The organism is Streptomyces sp. KL2 (genome assembly GCF_046529545.1).
Lineage (GTDB): Bacteria > Actinomycetota > Actinomycetes > Streptomycetales > Streptomycetaceae > Streptomyces > Streptomyces radiopugnans.
Genome location: NZ_CP127170.1, coordinates 508,292 through 527,692, shown reverse-complemented (window position 1 = coordinate 527,692; position 19,401 = coordinate 508,292). Strand labels below are relative to the sequence as shown.

Annotated in this window: 7 protein-coding genes; all 7 read left to right on the top strand. The window is 75.5% G+C overall.

The annotated features are described in order from the left end of the window. Positions 1 to 26: 26 nt before the first annotated feature. The 7 genes from QPK52_RS02395 (at position 27) to QPK52_RS02365 (ending at position 19,400) form a co-directional block, all read left to right on the top strand. A complete protein-coding gene (locus QPK52_RS02395) occupies positions 27 to 3,785 on the top strand; it encodes a beta-ketoacyl synthase N-terminal-like domain-containing protein (protein WP_410535248.1) in 3,759 nt (1,252 codons plus the stop codon). A gap of 209 nt (positions 3,786 to 3,994) precedes the next feature. Next, positions 3,995 to 6,097, top strand: a complete 2,103-nt coding sequence (locus QPK52_RS02390) for an SDR family NAD(P)-dependent oxidoreductase (protein WP_410535247.1) — start codon at positions 3,995 to 3,997, stop codon at positions 6,095 to 6,097. A 132-nt stretch (positions 6,098 to 6,229) separates the two neighbouring features. Beyond that, entirely contained in the window at positions 6,230 to 13,480 is a 7,251-nt protein-coding gene (locus tag QPK52_RS02385) for a beta-ketoacyl synthase N-terminal-like domain-containing protein (RefSeq protein ID WP_410535246.1), read from the top strand. Further along, positions 13,477 to 15,087: a PfaD family polyunsaturated fatty acid/polyketide biosynthesis protein gene (locus tag QPK52_RS02380; RefSeq protein WP_410535245.1), complete on the top strand. Its 1,611-nt coding sequence runs from the start codon at positions 13,477 to 13,479 to the stop codon at positions 15,085 to 15,087. Before QPK52_RS02385 ends, QPK52_RS02380 begins: the two co-directional genes overlap by 4 nt. Next, positions 15,084 to 16,829, top strand: coding sequence for an acyl-CoA dehydrogenase (locus QPK52_RS02375; RefSeq protein WP_410535244.1), 1,746 nt, complete (start codon positions 15,084 to 15,086; stop codon positions 16,827 to 16,829). The genes QPK52_RS02380 and QPK52_RS02375 overlap by 4 nt, the downstream gene beginning before the upstream one ends. A gap of 25 nt (positions 16,830 to 16,854) precedes the next feature. Continuing rightward, the gene (locus QPK52_RS02370; RefSeq protein WP_410535242.1) at positions 16,855 to 18,639 is read left to right on the top strand and encodes an acyl-CoA dehydrogenase family protein; all 1,785 of its coding nucleotides are present in this window, start codon (positions 16,855 to 16,857) and stop codon (positions 18,637 to 18,639) included. Then, on the top strand, positions 18,636 to 19,400 hold the full coding sequence (locus tag QPK52_RS02365; RefSeq protein WP_410535241.1) for a 4'-phosphopantetheinyl transferase family protein: 765 nt from the start codon (positions 18,636 to 18,638) through the stop codon (positions 19,398 to 19,400). The genes QPK52_RS02370 and QPK52_RS02365 overlap by 4 nt, the downstream gene beginning before the upstream one ends. Position 19,401: the final 1 nt, after the last annotated feature.

Genomic DNA, 19,401 nt, shown 5'->3' with positions numbered 1-19,401 from the left:
TCTCCCCGACACAGGTTGGAGTCCCCATGGTTCAGCAACCTTCCGCCAGGAAACTTTCCGACACCCCGATAGCCATCGTCGGTCTGGGCGCCCTCTATCCGCGCTCCGGCGACCTGAACGAGTTCTGGAAGAACCTCGCCGAGGGCAACGACTGCATCGAGGAGGTCCCGGAGTCCCACTGGAAGATCTCCGACTACTACGACCCCGACCCGTCCAAGCCGGACAAGACCTACGCCAAACGCGGCGGCTTCATCCCCACCGTCCCGTTCTCCCCGATGGAGTTCGGCCTGCCGCCCAACACCCTGGAGGTCACCGACGTCCTCCAGCTGCTCAGCCTGGTGGTGGCCAAGCAGACCCTCAAGGACGCCGGGGCGCCCGGCTCCGGCTGGTACGACGCCTCCCGCACCGGCTGCATCCTGGGCATCACCGGAGCCAACTCCCTCACCCAGCCCCTGGCCACCCGCCTGCAGACGCCGGTGCTCAAGGAGGTGGTGCGCAGCTGCGGCCTGACCGAGCGGGACGCCGAGGAGATCGCCGACAAGTTCACCAAGGCCTTCGCCCCCTGGGAGGAGAACTCCTTCCCCGGGATGCTCGGCAACGTCGTCGCCGGGCGTATCGCCAACCGCTTCGACCTCGGCGGCACCAACTGCACCGTGGACGCGGCCTGCGCCAGCTCGCTGGCCGCCGTGCGGATGGCCGTCTCCGAACTGGTGTCCGGCCGTGCCGACCTGATGCTCACCGGCGGCTGCGACGCGGAGAACACGATCTTGATGTACATGTGCTTCTCCAAGACCCCGGCCTTCTCCCGGTCGGGCCGCATCCGGCCGTTCGACGAGGAGAGCGACGGCACCCTGATCGGCGAGGGGCTGGGAATGCTGGCCCTCAAGCGCCTGGCCGATGCCGAGCGTGACGGCGACCGCGTCTACGCCGTGCTGCGCGGCATCGGCACCTCCAGCGACGGCCGCTTCAAGTCCATCTACGCCCCCCGCGTGGAGGGCCAGGTCACCGCGCTGCGCCGGGCCTACGAGGACGCGGGCTTCGGACCCGAGCAGGTCGGCCTGGTCGAGTGCCACGGCACCGGCACCAGCGTCGGCGACCTCACCGAACTCTCCGCGCTGCGCGAGGTGTACGCCTCGGCGACCGAGGAGCGGCAGTTCGCGGCGGTGGGCAGCGTCAAGTCGCAGATCGGGCACACCAAGGCGGCCGCCGGCGCGGCCGGGCTGATCAAGCTCTCGCTGGCGCTGCACCAGAAGGTGCTCCCGCCCACCATCAACGTCGAACGGCCCCGCGAGGCGGTCGACTTCCCCAATTCCCCCTTCTACGTCAACACCCTCGCCCAGCCGTGGATCGCCGACCCGGCGCGCGAGCGCCGCCGCGCCGCGGTCTCCTCCTTCGGGTTCGGAGGCACCAACTTCCACTGCGTGCTGGAGGAGCACGACCCGCACGGCGAGGGACTCGCCGTCCTCGCCCCCGCCGCCCGCGTCCACCTCTGGCACGCCGAGGAGCCGGCGGCGCTGCTGGACCTGCTGGAGTCGGACGCCGCGCCCGCCGACGGCACCGACCCGGTTCCGGCCGGTCACGCCCGGCTGGCGCTGGTGGCCTCTGGAGCCGAGGAGGCGGCCGAACTGCGCGCCGCAGCCGCCCGGGAACTGCGTGCCCGGCCGGAAGCAGAGGAGTTCACCCTGCCGCGCGGCGCCTACTACCGGCGCACCGCGCTCCTGGGCGGGGAGGGGGGACGGGCCGGCGCCGGCCCGGTGAAGGCGGCCGCGCTCTTCGCCGGGCAGGGCAGCCAGTACCTGCGCATGGGTGCGCGCACCGCCATGGCCGTGCCCCCGGTGCGCGCGGCGTACGACGCGGCCGCCGCCGAGTTCGCCGGTGACCGGCCGCTGGGCCGCACCGTCTTCCCGCCGCCGGCCTTCGACGACGACACCCGCGCGGCACAGGAGGCCGCGCTGCGCCGTACCGACTACGCCCAGCCCGCCATCGGCGCGCTCTCGGCCGGCCAGTACCGCTACCTGAACGAACTGGGGTTCACCCCCGACGGAGCGCTCGGCCACAGCTTCGGCGAGCTGACCGCGCTCTGGGCGGCGGGCAGCCTCACCGACCAGGACCTCCACCGACTGGCCCGGGCCCGCGGCCGTGCGATGGCGCTGCGGCCCGAGGGAGCGGAGGACCCCGGGACCATGGCCGCGGTCTCCGCGGACCTGGAGACGGTCGAGAAGATCGCCGCCCGCCACGAGGACGTCGAGGTGTGCAACGTCAACGCCCCCGACCAGGTGGTCGTGGGCGGCGGTACGGAGGCGGTGCGCGCCTTCGCCGAGGACTGCGGCCGGGAGGGGCTGACCGCCCGCGAACTGCCCGTCGCCGCCGCCTTCCACACCCGCTACGTCGCCCATGCGGTGGATGCCTTCAAAGAAGCCGTGGAGGCCACCCGGGTGCGCCCGCCGGCGTTCCCGGTGTACGCCGACGCCCCCGGCGCCTCCTACGGGCGGCGCATCGCGGGCAACCGCGAGGTGCTGGTCGGCCAGCTCACCGCCCCGGTCCACTTCGCCCCGCGGGTCACCGAGATGTACCAGGACGGCTTCCGGGTCTTCGTGGAGTTCGGCCCCAAGTCGGTTCTCTCCGGCCTGGTGCGCCGCACCCTCGCCGACCGCGATGACGTCGTCGTCCTCAGCGCGGACCCCGGCCCCAAGGGGGACGGCGACCGCGCGCTCAAGCAACTCGCCGCACGGCTCCTCGTGCTCGGCGCGCCCCTGACCGACTGCAACCGCTACACCGCTGACATCGAGCCGGCCCGTCCGGCAGAGGGGATGACGATTCCGTTGAACGGTGTGAACCACGTTTCCGAGCAGCGCAGGCAGGCCTACCAGGAGGCCCTGGAGAACGGCTACCGCGTCGAAGGCGCCGCGGGCGCCCCGGCGATCGGCACCGAGCCCGCCGCACCGCAGCAGGAGCCGGCCGCCGCGACGGCCCCGGCGGCATCCGCCCCGCAGGGCGGCATACCCCGCGCCGCCGGCCTTCCGGGCACCGGTGCGGTCGCCTGGGAGCACCTGTCCATGCACCGCGAGTACCTCGGCAGCCAGCTGCGAGTGGCCGAGCGGCTGACCAACCTGCTGGACGGCTCCCTCGACGACAAGGTCCTCACCGGCATCACCGCCATCAGCCAGCAGGGCGTGGCGATCGGGCAGAGCCATGCCCAGGCCAGTGAGGTGCTGCGCAGCTTCGCGCTGCTGGAGAGCGGTATCGCGCCCGTCGCCGCCGACTCCCACGCCTACGCCCCGGCGCAGAACTGGCTCCCCGCGCAGGAGTGGGCCCCGGCCCTGCCGCCGGCTCCCGCCGCGCCCGCGGAGACGGAGCCCCGGTACGCTCCCGTCGCGCAGGCTCCTGCTCCGGCTCCCGTCGCGCAGGCTCCTGCTCCGGCCCCTGCCGCTCCTGCCCCGGCCCCCGTCGCGCAGACTCCCGCTCCGGCTTCCGCCCCGGCCCCCGCCGCCGTCGTCACCGAGGAGGACGTCCGCAAGGCACTGCTGGAGAGCGTCGCGGAGAAGACCGGCTACCCGGTGGACATGCTGGAGACCTCCATGGACGTCGAGGCCGACCTGGGCATCGACTCCATCAAGCGTGTCGAGATCATGGGCTCGCTCCGTGATCGCTTCCCCGGTTCCGCCTCCGCCGACCCCGAGAAGCTCGCCGAGCTGCGCACCCTGGACGACATCATCGCCTTCGTCTCCGGCGCCGCCGGCGCCGGCACCGCCGCCGAGGAGGCGATGTCCGCCCCAAAAGCCTGAGCCCGGGCCTGGGACGGCGGCACGCCCGGCTGCGCACCCTGCCCGCCCCCGACCTCCTGCCGGACGCCTACCGGGACGCCCCGTGCGCGCTCCTGGCCGGTGACACCGGCAGCGGCCCCCTGGCGGCCCTCGCGGACGCGCTGCGCGCCCGCGGCTGGACGGTCCGCACCGGCACCCGTCCCCCCGGGGACGGCGACCGGCTGGACCTGGTGGTCGCCGAGGTCGAGGCCGACGGGCAGGAGGCCGCGGTCACCGCGCTGCGGGACACCCTGCTGCTGGCCGGCTCCGTCCAGCCCCTGCTGGAGCGGAGCGCGGCCGACGGCGGCCGGGCGGCGTTCCTCACCGTCACCAGGCTCGACGGGCGGATGGGCATGACCGGCGCCGCCGGTGTGGAACGGGCCGTCCTGGGCGGCGTCCCGGGCCTGGTGAAGACCCTCGCCATCGAGGCCCCGTCGCTGCTGTGCCGCGCGGTCGACCTGGACCCGGACCTGCCCGCCGACCGGTGCGCGGAGCTGCTCCTGGCCGAGGCGCACGACGCCTGCGCCGGAACCGTCCAGGTGGGACTCGCCGCGGACGGCGCCCGCCGTACCCTGGACCTGGCCGAGACACCCGGCGACCTGCCCGGCGAGCCCGGCGCCCCCGAGCCCGGTCCGCAGGACCTGCTGGTGGTCACCGGCGGGGCGCGCGGAGTCACCGCGGCCTGCGCCGTCGGCCTGGCCCGCGCCCACCGTCCCGGGCTGCTGCTGCTCGGCCGCACCGAACTGGCCGACGAGCCCGGCTGGGCCGAAGGGGTACCGGAGAGCGGGCTGCGGGCCGCCGCAGCCGCGGAGCTGAAGCGGGCCGGGCACAAGCCGACTCCCCGCGAGGTCGGCCGCATCGCCCGCGACCTGGCCGGGCAGCGGGAGATCCGCCGCACCCTGGCGGAGCTGGAGGAGGCCGGGGCACGGGCCGAGTACGCCGCGGTGGACATCACCGACCCCGAGGCCGTGGCACGGGTCCTGGCCCCCTACGCCGACCGCGTCACCGGAGTGGTGCACGGGGCCGGGGTGCTCGCCGACACCCTGATCACCGCCAAGCGCGGCGAGGACGTGGACCGGGTGCTGCACACCAAGCTGACGGGGCTGCGCCACGTACTGGAGGCGCTTCCCGCCGGGCGACTGCGTCACCTGCTGCTGTTCTCCTCGGTCGCCGGGTTCTTCGGCAACCGCGGCCAGTCCGACTACGCCATGGCCAACGAGGCGCTCAACCAGCTCGCCTGCGCGCTGCGCCGGCAGACGCCCCGGGCCCGGATCACCTCCGTCAACTGGGGTGCCTGGGCCGGCGGCATGGTCACCCCGGAACTGGAGCGGATGTTCGCCGAACGGGGTGTGCCGCTGATCCCCCTGGAGGAGGGGGTCCGGTACTTCACCGAGCAGTTCGGTGCCGAGCACGGTGGCGACACGGTGTGCGTGGTGGGCCCGGTGACCCCGCTGTCCGCGCCGGAGCCCGCCGGGTTCCCGGCCGGGGGAGTGGAACTCCACCGCTCCCTGGCGCCCCTGGCCGGCGACCCGGTGCTCGCCGACCACGCCATCGGCGGCCACCCGGTGCTGCCCGCCACGGCGGCGCTGGGAGCGGTCCTCAACGCCGTCCACCAGGTGCTGCCCGGCACCCCGGTGGGCCGGGTGACCGGCTTCGCGGTGCACAAGGGCCTGGTCCTGGACGACGACCGGCCGGCGGGGCTGCGGCTGGCGGTCCGGCCCGCCTGCACACCGGGGGCCTGGGACGTAGCGATCCACGACAGCGAGGGCCGGCCCCGCTACCGGGCGCGGGCCGTGGCCGGTGCCCCGGCGCCCGCACCGGCCCTGGCCGGTCTGCCGGCGCCCGGCACCGGGCGCCCGGTCACCGCGTACACCGACGGCACCCTCTTCCACGGTCCCCGGCTGCGCGGTCTGACCGAGGTCCTGGACGACGGGCAGAGGCTGGTGCTGGCGTGCCGGCTGCCCGAGCGGCCGATCGCCGACGGTGCCTGGCAGGCCCCCGGGTACAGCCCGGTGCAGACCGACCTGCTGCTCCAGGCGGTGCTGGTCTGGGCCCGGCTGCACCGCGGCCAGGCGGTGCTGCCCAGCGCGATCGGCGAGGTGCTGCGCCACGCCGAACTGCCCGGCGGGCAGACGTTCCTGGTGGTCGTGGACGGGGTGGCGGAGACCGCGGGCGGCATCCGCTGCACCGTCACCGCGTGCACCCCGCAAGGACGCGTCCTGCTGGAGTGCCGCGGCGTCGAGGCCGTCCACGCCCCCGGCCTCGAGGCGAAGTTCCGTCCCACCTCCGGATGAGCGCGTGAGCGCACGACCCGGACGGCCGGCGGTGCGGGAGGGCGGCAGACGCCCTCCCGCACCGCCGGGCCGCCGCCGGCCGGCTTCCCGCCCGCCCCAGAACCCACCACTGAGCGGAAGACACGGAGAGAAATGTCGCGTTCACCTCACCGGGACGAGCCGGTGGCCATCGTCGGCATGGCCTGTCTGCTCCCGGGCGCACACAGCCCCGAGGAGTTCTGGACCGGGCTGCTCGCCGGAACGGACCACCGCACCGAAGGCGGCCCGGAGGTCTTCGGAACCAGCCCCGACGTGCCGGGCGGCTGGGGCGATCCGGACCACCGCGTCACCGCCGTGCGCGGCGGATTCGTCACCGAGCCCGCCATCGACCTGGACGGCCTGCGCCTGCCCGCCGACCGCCTGTCGGGCCTGGACCGCGTGGTCCGGTGGTCCCTGCACACCGTGCGCCTGGCGCTCGCCGACGCCGGACTGGACACCCGCCCCGACGCCCTGGCGCGTACCGGCCTGGTCCTGGGCAACTACGCCTTCCCCACCGAGCAGTCGGTGCGAATGTGCGTCCCGCCGGTGCGGCAGGCCGTCACCGAGGGCCTCTCCCGCGCAGGACTGCCGCTGCCCGCGGCCCCGGCCGGCGCGGACCCCGAACCCGCCCCCGAGAACCTGTGGCCGTTCGGGGGACCCGCCGTGACCACCGCCGACGCCCTCGGCCTCGGCGGCCCCCGGCTGGCCCTGGACGCGGCCTGCTCCTCCGCCCTCTACGGCGTCTCCCTGGCCCGGGACTACCTTGCCACCGGCCGGGCCGACACCATGGTCGCCGGAGCGGTGTGCGCGCCCGACCCGCTGCTGATCCACCTCTCCTTCTCCGACCTCCGCGCCTACCCGGACAACGGCGTCAGCCAGCCCTTCGACGGCCGCTCCACCGGTATCGTCACCGGTCAGGGCGCCGGGGTCGTCGTCCTGAAACGGCTCCGTGACGCACTGCGCGACGGCGACCGGGTGTACGCGGTGCTGGAGGCCGTCGGCCTGGGCAACGACGGCGCCGGCCGCCACCTGCTGAGCCCCAACGAGTCCGGGCAACTGGCCGCCTACCGTCAGGCATACGCCGGGATCGACCCGGCCACCGTGGACTACATCGAGTGCCACGCCACCGGCACGCCGCTGGGCGACGCCACCGAGCTGCGCGGGCTGACCGCCTTCTTCGCCGGGAACGGCGGCGTGCCGCCGCTGCTGGGGTCGGTCAAGGGCAACGTGGGGCACCTGCTGACCGTGGCGGGCTTCACCAGCCTGCTGAAGGTCGTCCTCGCGCTGCGGCACGACACCGTTCCCGCCACACCGGGTGTGACCGACCCCCTGCGCCCGAAGGGCGGCGAGGCGGCCGCCGAGCGGATCGTGCGCCAGAACACGCCCTGGCCCCGGGGAGCGGTGCCGCGCCGCGCGGCGGTCTCCGCGTTCGGCTTCGGCGGCACCAACGCCCATCTGGTGCTGGCCGGCCCCGAGGCCGCCGCCGAACCCCTCCCGGCGCCCTCTCCCATGCCCGTGTCCGCGCCCGCGCCCGTGTCCGCCTCCGCCGGGACGGACGCGCAGGCCCCCGCACCGCGCCCTCTCGCCAGGCTCGCGGTGACCGGCCTGGGCGCCCGCCTCGGCGCGCTGTCCGGCACCGGCGCGCTGCACCGCGCCGCGCGTCCGGGCCGGTCCGCCCTCACCGAGCGTCCGCCGCACCGCTGGTACGGCGCGGACGGGCTCACCCGCGGTCCGCTGTCCGGCACGCCCGCCCAGGACTCCGCCGTGCCGGGCGGCTACCTGGACCGCATCGACGTCCATCCCCGCGTCTACCGCATCCCGCCCAACGAGCTGGCCCAGGCCAACCCTCAGCACCTGGCCCTGTTCGAGGCCGCCGAACAGGCCCTCACCGACGCGGGCTACCCCGCTCCGCCGCCCGGCACCAAGGCCGACGAACTGCCCGAGCGGAGGGTCGGCGTGGTGGTCGCGATGGAGATGGAACCACGCACCCACACCCACCGGGCCCGGTTCGACATCGGCGCCCACGTACGCGCGGAGTGCGAGCGTGCCGGGGTGCGTCTGGGCCGGGAGGAGCTCGACCGCCTGGAGGAGGCGGTGCGCGGCGCCGTGCACGAGCCGATCGGCGCCAACGAGGTGCTCAGCTACATCGGCAACATCATGGCCAGCCGGCTGTCCTCGTCGCGCAACCTCACCGGGCCGTCCTTCACCGTCGCCGCGGACGGGACGGCCGGGGTCCGGGCGCTGGAGGTGGCCGGACTGCTGCTGCTGGACCCGACCGTCGAGGCGGTGCTGGTGGGCGGGGTGGACCTGGCCGCCGGGGCGGAGAACACCCGGGCCCGGGCCCGGCTGGCCGCCCGCGACGGCCAGGAGCCGCCGCCGCTCGGTGACGGGGCGGCGGCCGTGGTCGTCACCCGGGCCGGGGAGACCGGCCGCAAGGTGTACGCGACGGTGGACGCCCTGCGCGTGCACAGCGGTGAGGGCGGCCAGGGCCACGGCCCCGCCGTGGCCGCCGCCGCCCGCGCCGCCCTCGCCGACGCCCGGGTTTCCCCCGGCGACGTCGAATACCTGGAGCTCGGCGGCGCCACCCCCGCCGCCCGCCACGGCGAGGCCGCGGCCCTGGCCGCCGTCTACCGGCCCGACCCGCAGGCCGCCCGGGAGGCGGACGCGGGCGACCCCTACGGCTGCGTACTGGGGAGCACGGGAGCACTGGTGGGGGACACCCAGCGCGCGGCACCGCTGGCCGCACTGGTCGCGGCCGCGCTGGTCCTGCACCACGCCGACTTCCCCGCCGCTCCGGACGGCCTGCTGCCCGACCCGCAGGACCCCGCGTTCGAGGACTCCTGCTTCACCGTGCTGGGGGAGCCGCAGCCCTGGCCCGTCCGCCGCCGCGGCGCCGCCCGCGTCGCCGCGCTCAGCCTGCTCGGCGACACCGGCCCTGCCGGCGCCACAGCCGCCCACGTGGTGCTGCGCGGGATGCCGCAGGGCACCGGCCCGGCACGTCCCGCCGCCGACTGGCGCGACGGCCCCGGCGTGCTGCTGCTGCCGCTCACCGCCGACGACGGCCCCGGGCTGGCCGCCGCGGCCCGCGCCGCCGCCGCCGAACTCGCCGAGCACGGACCGCGGGCGGTGACCCACCGGGCCGTACGGGAACTGACCGCCCGCCGCTCCCGCCACACCGCCGTCCTGGTCGCCGCCGACGCCGGCCGGCTCGCCGGCGAACTGGCCGCCGCCGAACGCGACCTGCCGCGCGTCATCGCCGAGGGCGGCGAGTGGTCCACGCCCTCCGGGAGCTACTGCACCGCGCGTCCGATGGGCCCCGGCGGCCGGGTCGCCTTCGTCTACCCCGGCGCGTTCACCACCTACCCCGGCGCCGGCCGAGACCTGTTCCGCCTCTTCCCCGGGCTCCTGGACGGCTTCGAGCGGGAAGCCGACCACCCCGCCCGGCGGCTGAAGCACCGCGCGCTCCACCCCCGCGCCCGGGGCCCGCTCGGCCGCCGGGACCTGATGCGCCACGAGGAGCGCCTGATCGACGACATCCCGGTGATGCTCGCCGCGGGCACCAACTTCGCGGTGCTGCACACCCGGCTGCTGCGCGACGTGCTGGGCATCCGGCCCGACGGCGGCTTCGGCTACAGCCTGGGCGAGTCCAGCATGCTCTTCGCCGGCGGGGTCTGGGCCGAATCGGCCCGGGACGACGCGGCGCTTGCGGCCACTCCGCTGTTCCGCGACCGGCTGCGCGGCCCGAAGCTGCGCGTCCGCGAGGCCTGGGGCATCCCCGCCTCCGTGCCGGACGGCGAGGTGTGGGCGACCCGGGTGCTGCTCGCCGGGCCGGACGTGGTGCGCTCGGCCATGGCCGGCCTGGAACGGGTCTTCCTCACCCATGTCAACACCCCGCGCGAGGTGGTGATCGCCGGCGACCCGAAGCAGGTCGCCCAGGTGATCGGGAAGGTGGGGTGCCAGGCGGCGAAGGCGCCCGCCAACCACGTGATGCACTGCCCCGTGGTCGACCCCGAGCTCGACGCGCTGGCCGCGCTCAACGACTACCCGCTCGGTACGCCGGACCCCGCCCTGGAACTGCTGTCCGCCTACGACTACGACCGGGTGGACACCACCGACCGGGGCCTGATCGCCCAGCGCATCGCGGTCACCCTGCGCAGCACCATCGACTTCGTCCGGCTCACCGAGACCGCCCACGAGCGCGGCTACCGCTACTTCGTCGAGGTCGGTCCGGGCGCCACCTGCACCCGGTGGATCGGCGAGACCCTCAAAGGCCGCGACCACGTGGCGGTCTCGGTCGACCGGCGCGGCGCCCCGGCCGCCACCGCGCTCGCCCAGGCACTGGCCCGGCTGGTCGCCCACGGCCTGCCCGTCGGTCTGGAGGAACTGGCGCCGCAGCCGCGGGCGGCCGCACCGGCCGGACCGGTGCTCTCCGTGCCGTGCGGCGGCGAGTCGATCGCGGACCGGACGGCACGGGCGGCCGCCGCCGTTCTCACCCCCGACCCGCCCGAGGTCCTGCCCGAGCATCCCGCGCACCCCCCGATCACCCCGGACATCCAGCCCAGTGAGGTGACCACGGCCATGCCACCCGCGTCCCCGGCGACGCCGCTCCCCGCCCCGGAGCCCGTCCCCGCCCCCGGCCCCGACCCCGCCGCGGAGCGGATCGTCATCGAGGAGGAGCCGTTCGTCCACCTGCCCGAACCGCTGCCGCGCTCCGCCCCCGAGCGGTACCGTCCGGCGGCTCTGGCCCGTCCCGCCGCGCCCCCGCTGCGGGCGATGGCGGCCACCGTCGCCCGCGCGCACCGCGCCGCGCTGCGCGCGCAGGCCGCGTTCACCGAGAACACGCTGCGGTCCCTGGAGTCCGGCGCCGCCTCCGCCGCGCCGCCCGTCGTGCCCGCGGCGTCCGCGGGGCGGGAGAAGACCGTACTGTGGGACGAGCGGGACCTGCTGGAGTTCGCACGCGGCCGGGTCGCGCCGGTCTTCGGCCCGGCCTTCGCCGAGGTCGACACCTACCCGCGGCGCTGCCGCCTGCCCGAGCCGCCGTACCTCTTCGTCAGCCGGGTCACCCGGATCACCGGTGAGACGGGGCGCTTCGAGCCCGCCGAGATCACCACCGAGTACGACGTCCCGGTCGGCGCCTGGTACACGGTGGACGGCCTGGTCCCGTGTGCGGTGACCATCGAGGCCGGCCAGTGCGACATGCTCCTCATCGCCTACCTGGGCATCGACTTCCGCACCCGCGGCGAGCGCGTCTACCGGCTGCTGGACAGCCGCCTGGTCTTCCACGGAGGACTGCCCCGCGAAGGGCAGACGCTGCGCTACGACATCCGCATCGACCGCTTCGTGTGGAACGGCGACAACCTGCTGTTCTTCTTCAACTACCGCTGTTACGCCGACGGCGAGCTGATCCTGGAGCTGCTCGACGCCTGCGCCGGGTTCTTCACCCCCGCCGAACTCGCCGACTCCCTGGGCGTGGTGGAGAACGCCGCGGACCGCAGGCGGCGTGCGGCGATGGAGCCCGCCTGGTTCAAGCCGCTGGCCCGCACCGACCGCACCTCCCTGACCGGGAAGGACCTGGAGCTGCTGGCCGCGGGCCGCCCGGGGGAGGTGTTCGGCCCGCGCTGGGACCAGAGCGCCGACGGCTGCAACCGCTCGCTGCGCCTGCCCGGGGACATGCTGCGCATGATCGACGAGATCCCGGTCGTCGACCGGCTGGGCGGACCGCGCCGGCTCGGCGCGCTCACCGCCGTCAAGCGGCTGGACCCCGAGGGCTGGTACTTCACCTGCCACTTCACCGGGGACCCGGTGCTGGCCGGGTCGCTCATCGCCGAGGGCGGGGTGCAGCTGCTGCAGACGTACGCCATGTACCTGGGGATGCACCTGGTCTTCCCGGACGCCGAGTTCCAGGCGGTGCCGGGCCTGGAGACCGAGGTCAAGGTGCGCGGCCAGATCACCCCGCGGACCCGCGAGGTCCGCTACGAGGTGGAGATCACCGAGCTGACCATGCTGCCGCGGCCCACCGTCGTCGCCGACATCACCGTCTACGACGGTGACAAGCCCATCGTGGCCATGCGGAACTTCGGGGTGCGGGTGCAGGAGAAGCCCGGCACCGCCTACCGGCCCGAGGCCGGCGGCCTCCCGGCCTTCCTCGGCCGCCGCAACGAGCGCGGCGAGGCGGCCTTCATCAACGAGCTCCACCTCGCCCACGCCGCCAAGGGCGACCTGGGCACGGCGATGGGCACGGAGTTCGAGATCTACGCGGGCCGGCGCGCGCCCTACATCCCCAACGGCGACTTCCGGTTCGTGGACCGCATCATGCGGCTGGACGGCACCCGCGGCGAACTGCGCCCCGGCGCCACCATGGCCACCGAGTACGACTCCCCGCCCGAGGCCTGGTACTACCGGGACACCGCCGGACCGGAGATGCCCAACTGCGTGGTGATGGAGACCTCCCTGCAGGCGGCGATCCTGCTCGGCTACTACCTGGGCGCCACCCTGGCCAGCCCGGACGAGGAGCTGTCGATCCGCAACCTGGACGGCCGCGCCCGTTTCGTGCGCCGCCCCGAACTGGCCGGCAAGACGGTCCGGCACGAGTCGGAGCTGCTGTCCAGCCAGTCCGTGCCGGGCGCCACCCTCCAGAAGTTCCGCTACCGGCTGCTCGCCGACGACGAGGTCTTCTACGAGGGCGAGTCGCTCTTCGGGTACTTCACCGAGCAGGCGCTCTCCAACCAGGTCGGACTGGACTCCGGCACCTACGTCCCGCCGTGGCTGGAGGCCGAGCGGGCCGGCCTCGACCCGGCCCGGACGCGGACCCTGGCCGTCCGCTCCGACGACCGCTGGTTCAGGCCCCAACCCGGCACCGGGCTGCGCCTGGCCGACGACCACCTGCGGATGGTCGACGAGGTGACCGTGGTGGACGGCGGCGGCGTCCACGGTCAGGGCTACATCCACGGCAGCCGCACCGTGGCCGACGACGACTGGTACTTCGACTGCCACTTCCACCGCGATCCGGTGATGCCCGGATCGCTGGGGGTGGAGGCCGTCATCCAGGCCCTCCAGGTCCACGTCATCGACTCCGGCCTGGCGGACGGCATGGGGCCGGTGCGGTTCGGGGTGCCCCTCGACGTCGCCATGGGCTGGAAGTACCGCGGCCAGATCCTGCGCGGCGACGGCGAGATGACCTTCGAGGCCCACATCAAGGAGGTCCGGCGGGACGACGGCCGCCTCGTCGTCGTCGCCGACGCCGCCGTCTGGAAGCCGGGCCTGCGCATCTACGAACTCACCGACGTGGCCGTGGAGGTCGTCCCCGCCGCGCGGGCGGAACGGGCCCACGCGGAGGACGGCACGGACAAGGAGACCGGAGCATGACCATCCCCACGACGGGCGGCGCCCACCACCGGGCCCGCACCGCACCCCGGACGCCCCGCACCGACCCGGCCGGCATCCAGCACGTCCTGGAACGGCTGGAGGAGCCCTGCTACATCGTCGACACCCCGAACGGCCCCGGCGCCACCACTGCCCGGCCCGGGCCCGGCACCCGGGTCCTGGCCGCACTCGGCCCGCTGCCACCCGAGCGCCTGGGCTCCCGCGCCTTCCGCGAGCGGCACGGCGTCCGCCTGGCCTACATGGGCGGCGCGATGGCCGGCGGCATAGCCTCCGAGGAACTGGTGATCGCCCTGGCCCGCGCCGGCTGCCTGGGCTCCTTCGGCGCGGCCGGCCTGCTGCCCGAGCGCATCGACCGCGCGCTGCGCCGCTTCGCCGCCGAACTCCCGGACCTGCCCTGGGCGGTCAACCTCATCCACAGCCCCAGCGAGGACGCCCTGGAGCGCGACGGGGTGGAGCTGCTGCTCAGGCACGGGGTGCGGTGCGTCGAGGCATCGGCCTACCTGGACCTCACCCCGCACGTGGTGCGCTACCGGGTGGCCGGGCTGCGCCGGGGCCGCGACGGCCGGGCGGTGGCCGCCAACCGGCTCATCGCCAAGGTCTCGCGCCCGGAGGTGGCCGAGCGGTTCATGCGCCCCGCCCCACAGGCGATCACCGCCGACCTGCTGGCCCGCGGGCTGATCACCGCCGAACAGGCGGAGCTGGCGCGGTACGTGCCGCTGGCCGACGACGTCACCGCCGAGGCGGACTCCGGCGGGCACACCGACCGGCGCCCGCTCACCGCGCTCTTCCCGGCGCTGCTGGAGACGCGCGACGCGATCCAGCGCGAGATGCGCTACCCGGTGCCGGTGGGGCTCGGCGCGGGCGGAGGCATCGGCACCCCGCACGCGGCGGCCGCCGCCTACGCCATGGGGGCCGACTACGTCGTGGTGGGCTCGGTGCACCAGTCGTGCCTGGAGGCCGGCACCTCCGAGCCCGCCCGGCGGCTGCTGGCCGAAGCGGGACTGGCCGACTGCGAAATGGCCCCCGCGGCCGACATGTTCGAACTCGGGGTGGAACTCCAGGTGCTCAAGAAGGGCACCCTGTTCCCGATGCGCGCCAAGCGCCTCTACGAGCTGTACCAGCGCCACGACGGCATCGAGGCACTTCCCGAGGAGGAGCTGCGCCGCCTGGAGAAGCAGATCTTCCGCCGCCCGGTGGAGGAGGTCTGGCAGGAGGTCGAGGCGTACTTCGCCCGCCGCGACCCCGACCAGCTGCGGCGCGCGGCGGCCGTCCCGCGCCGCCGGATGGCGCTGCTGTTCCGCTGGTACCTGGGGATGGCCTCGCGATGGGCGGTGACCGGCGAGGCGGACCGCACCGCCGACTTCCAGGTGTGGTGCGGTCCGGCCATGGGCGCCTTCAACGCCTGGGCGCGCGGCACCTATCTGGCGGCGCCGGAGAACCGGCGGGCCGCGGACGTGGCCGGGCACCTGCTGCGCGGCGCCGCCTACACCGCCCGAGTGCACCAGTTGGCCCTCGCCGGGGTGCGGCTGCCGCGCTCCTGCGCGGAGTACCGGCCCGCACCGCCGGCCGCGGAAGGGGAGCTGCGATGACGGCGGGCGCGGACCGGTGGCCGCGGTACGCCGCCGCCACCGCCCTGGAACAGGAGCTGGGCGACCCGCGCGATGCGCGCAACCCGTTCGGGTTCGCCGCCGCGGCCGGCCGGGACGCCACCGACGCCCGGCCGCACGCACTGGCCGCACAGGCCGGGCCGCGGCTGCGCACCGCCTTCGTCCCGGCCGCCCTCGGCGGCACCCTGGAGGCCCTGGACGCCACGCTGATGCTGGTGAGGACCGCCGCCCGCCGGGACGCGGCGATCATGCCCGCCACCATGTTCGGCATCACCGCGGCCACCTGTGTGCTGATCGCCGGCTCCCCCCGGCAGCGCGAGCACGTCGTACGGCTGCTGGACGAGGGCGGCTCGCTCGGCTTCGCCCTCTCCGAGGCCGACCACGGCAGCGACCTGCTCGCCAACGAGACGCGGGCCGAGCCGGTCCCCGGCGGCTATGCGCTGACCGGCGAGAAGTGGCTGGTCGGACTCGGCGGGAGGTGCGACGGGCTGCTGGTGGTGGCCCGCACCGGCGGGCGCGGCCCGGCCGCCTTCTCCGCGCTGCTGCTGGACGGTGAGCAGGCCGCCGCGGCCCGTCGCGGCACCCGCCGCCCCACGGGCATGCGCGGTGCCGATCTGGCCGGTTTCCGCTTCGACGGCCTCACCGTGCCGCGGAGCGCGCTGGTCGGGGAGACGGGCCGGGGCCTGGAGACCGCGATGAAGGCCATGCAGGTGGTCCGCACCATGAGCACGGCGGCCGGCCTGGCCTGCGCCGACACCGGCCTGCGCCTGGCGCTGGACTTCGCCGCCGCCCACCGGGCGGCCGGCCGCGAGGTGCTGGCGCACCCGGGCACCCGGCGCGAACTGGCCACCGCGGCGGCCCTGCTGCTGGCCGGGGACGCGGTGGCCCTGACCGCTGCTCGCGGTCTGCACGTGCTGCCCGCCGCCCAGAGCCTGTGGTCGAGTGTGGCCAAGAAGGTCCTCACCGACGCCTGTGAGGAGGCGCTCGCGCGCTGCGCGGACGTGCTCGGCAGCCGCGGGGTGCTGCGCGACGGTCCGTACGCGGCCTTCGACACGCTGCGGCGGGACAACGCCGTCGTCCGCCACATCGACACCAGCCCCACGGCCAACCTCCGCCTGGTCGCCGCCCACTTCGCCCGGCTGGCCGCCGCACGGCCCGCGGCGGACGCGGACCCCGGCGCCCTCGCCCGGACGTGCACGCTGGACGCTCCGCTGCCCGAACCGCGCCTGGACCGTCTGGAGCTGTCCGACCGCGGCCCGGACCCGGTGCTGGACGCGGTGCCGGCGGTGGCCGCCGGGGCCAGGGAGGTGCTGGAGAAGGCGGGCGAACTGCGAGCGGCGCGGGCCGTCACCCGGCTGGAGCGGGCCGTGTCCTGGTCGGGGCACGCCCTGCGCACCCGCCGGGGCGCCGACCCGCTGCGCGACCAGGACCTGGCCGCGAGGCTGTGCTGGGTGCACGCCGCCGCGAGCTGCCTGCTGCTGTGGTGGCACAACCGCGACCGCCGGCTGTGCGGCGCGCCCGGGGGCGACCCCGCCTGGCTCACGGCCGTCCTGACGGTGCTGACGGCCCGGGCGGCCGGCCGCCCCGCACCGCTGCCCGGGGAGGACGCGGAGGCGCTCCTGGCCACCGTGCTGCCGCTGCACGAGGCCGACCGGCTGTTCTCCCTCGCCGCCCTGCCCCTGGCGCACGGAAGGCCCGCGCCGGCGGAAGGAGCGTCCGCATGACCCGCCCTCAGGAAGGAGCAGCCGTATGAACGCCGGGAAACTCGCCTCTCTCGCCGGGGAGCTGGAGGACTACCTGGGCGACCCGCACGACGACCGGTCGCGGATGCCGTTCGCCCGCGTCCTGGAGCACGACGAGCGGGAGCAGTACCCCCACGGGATGGTGAGCCTGCTGCAGGACTGGGGCCTGCAGCACTACTGCCTGCCCGAGCGGTGGGGCGGACGGGCCGGTGACGTGGAGGTGGGGTTCCAGCTCGTGCGGCTGGTGGCCCGCCGGGACCCGACCACCGCCACCGCGCTGATGATCACGAACGTGGCGTTCATGCCGACCTGGATCGCGGCCACCGACGAACAGGGCCGCGCCGCCGTCGACGCGATCAAGCACGGCGGAAGGATGGCCTGGGGACTGACCGAGCGCGAGCACGGCAGCGACATCCTCGCCAACGAGATGCGGGCCGAGAAGGTCCCCGGCGGCTATGTCCTGACCGGTGAGAAGTGGCTGATCGGCAACGCCACGGTGGCCGACGTGGTCAGCGTCCAGGCCCGTACCGACCCGCGGGGCGGACCGGGCGGTTGGTCGGTCTTCGCGGTGGACAAGCGGCGCTGCCCGGCCGGTTCGGTGATGCCGCTGCCCGCCGAGCGCCTCCACGGGCTGCGGGCCATCGACATGAGCGGCATCCGGCTGGACGGTGTGTTCGTGCCCGAGGAGTGCCGGATCGGAGCCGAGGGGCAGGGGCTCGAACTGGCCCTCCAGGGCGCCCAGGTGGCCCGCACGGTGATCTGCGCGATCGCGCTGGGTGCGGTGGACACCGCGCTGCGGGTGACCCTGGACTTCGCCGAGCAGCGCTCGATCTTCGGCCGGAAGGTCGCCGACATCCCCTACTCGCGGCGCCAGCTCGCCGAGTCCTTCGCCGACCTGATGGTGGCCGACGCGGTCTCCACGGCGGCGGTCCGCTCCCTGCAGGCCGTCCCGGAGCAGGCCAGCGTCTTCTCCTCGGTCGTGAAGTACTTCGTGCCCACGCTGCTGGACCGCACGATGGCGCAGCTTTCGGTGGTGCTGGGCGCCCGCCAGTACCTGCGCGCCCACCCGCACTACGGCGTCTACCAGAAGATGCTGCGCGACCTGCTCGCGGTGCACTTCGTCGACGGCAACACGGTGGTGAACCTCAAGAGCGTCGGCGCCCAGCTCGACGGACTGCTGGCGGCGGCGGTCTCGGCGGACGACGCGACCCGCGCCGAGGCCGCGGAGCGCGCGTCCGGGGTGTACGACGCGGACGCGCCGCTGCCGGTCTGGGAACCGCACCGGCAGCTCCTGGTCAGCCGCGGCCGCGACGACACGGTGGTCTCGCTGCCGGTGGCCGTGGAGCGGCTGCGGGCCATGGCGGCCCGGCACGGCGATCGGCGCCAGCGCGAGTGGCTGGGCCGCGCGGCGGACCTGGCGGTGAGGCTGTCGGGGGAGTTCGCCCGGCTGCGGGCCGAACTGGACCTGCTGAAGCGGGCCCAGGGCCGCGGTTACGGGGCCTCGGCCGAGCTGTTCCGGCTGGCCGAGCGCTACTGCGCCCTGCACGCGGCCGCCGCCTCGGTGCAGCTGGCCGTCGGCTCGGCCCGGGTGTTCGGGGAGGGGTTCCCCGACGGCGCGGTGCTGCTGCTCTCCCTGGAGAGGGTGTGGCGGCTGCTTCACCCCACCGAGACGGTGACCGACCCGGAGGTCGTGGACCGGGTGATGGAGGTGCTGCGCGACCTGCACACCGCACCGCGGCTGTTCTCCGCCCGGCCCGTTCCCGTCCGTGCCTCCGCGCCGGGGCCCGAGTGACCGCAGGAGGGGCAGGACGGGCGGAGCACCGGGCACAGCTCTGGCTGCTGGCCGAGGAGTCGGTGGACGCGGAGGCGGCGCGGTACGCCACCGCACTGCTCGGCGCCGACGAGCGGCGCCGGCTGGAGCGGCTCCGCCCGCCGGACGGGCGGCGCCGCTTCCTGGGCGCGCGGCTGCTGTGCCGCACGGTGCTGGGGGAGCTGCTGGGCCGGCCCCCGGCCGCGCTGCGGTTCGTCCGCGGCGGGCTGGGCCGGCCGGAGCTGGATCCCAACCCGTGGGGGGTGCGGTTCAGCGTCTCCCACACCCAGGGTCTCATCGGTTGCCTGGTGAGCCGGGAGGGGCCGTGCGGACTGGACGTGGAGCGGGCGGAGGCGGCCGGACCGGCGGTCCGGTACGGGCAGCGGTGGCTGGCCCCCGCGGAGCGGGAGCTGCTGGCCGGGCTGGACCCGGTACGGCGGGCGCGGGCGTTCACCGACCTGTGGGTGCTGAAGGAGGCGTACACAAAGGCCTTGGGGCTGGGGTTCCAGCACCGCTTCGACGGGTTCCGGCTCGGCCCGGACGAACACGGCCGGATCGTGCTGGAGGACCCGTCGGTGCCGCCGGAGGCGGCCGCGCGCTGGCGCTTCGCCCTGCTGTCGGTGCCCGGCGGGTACCGGCTGGCGGTGGCGGTGCGGCGGGACGACACCGCGGACGGCCCGTGGTCCGCGCCCCGGCCGCGGTACCTCGACCCGCGCACGGTGGTGGCCGGTGCCGGCCGGTGAC

Bases quoted from the DNA above. Each gene is read 5' to 3' on its own strand.
- QPK52_RS02385 (WP_410535246.1), top strand. From the start codon at position 6,230: ATGTCGCGTTCACCTCACCGGGACGAGCCGGTGGCCATCGTCGGCATG.
- QPK52_RS02370 (WP_410535242.1), top strand. From the start codon at position 16,855: ATGAACGCCGGGAAACTCGCCTCTCTCGCCGGGGAGCTGGAGGACTAC.
- QPK52_RS02375 (WP_410535244.1), top strand. From the start codon at position 15,084: ATGACGGCGGGCGCGGACCGGTGGCCGCGGTACGCCGCCGCCACCGCC.
- QPK52_RS02380 (WP_410535245.1), top strand. From the start codon at position 13,477: ATGACCATCCCCACGACGGGCGGCGCCCACCACCGGGCCCGCACCGCA.
- QPK52_RS02395 (WP_410535248.1), top strand. From the start codon at position 27: ATGGTTCAGCAACCTTCCGCCAGGAAACTTTCCGACACCCCGATAGCC.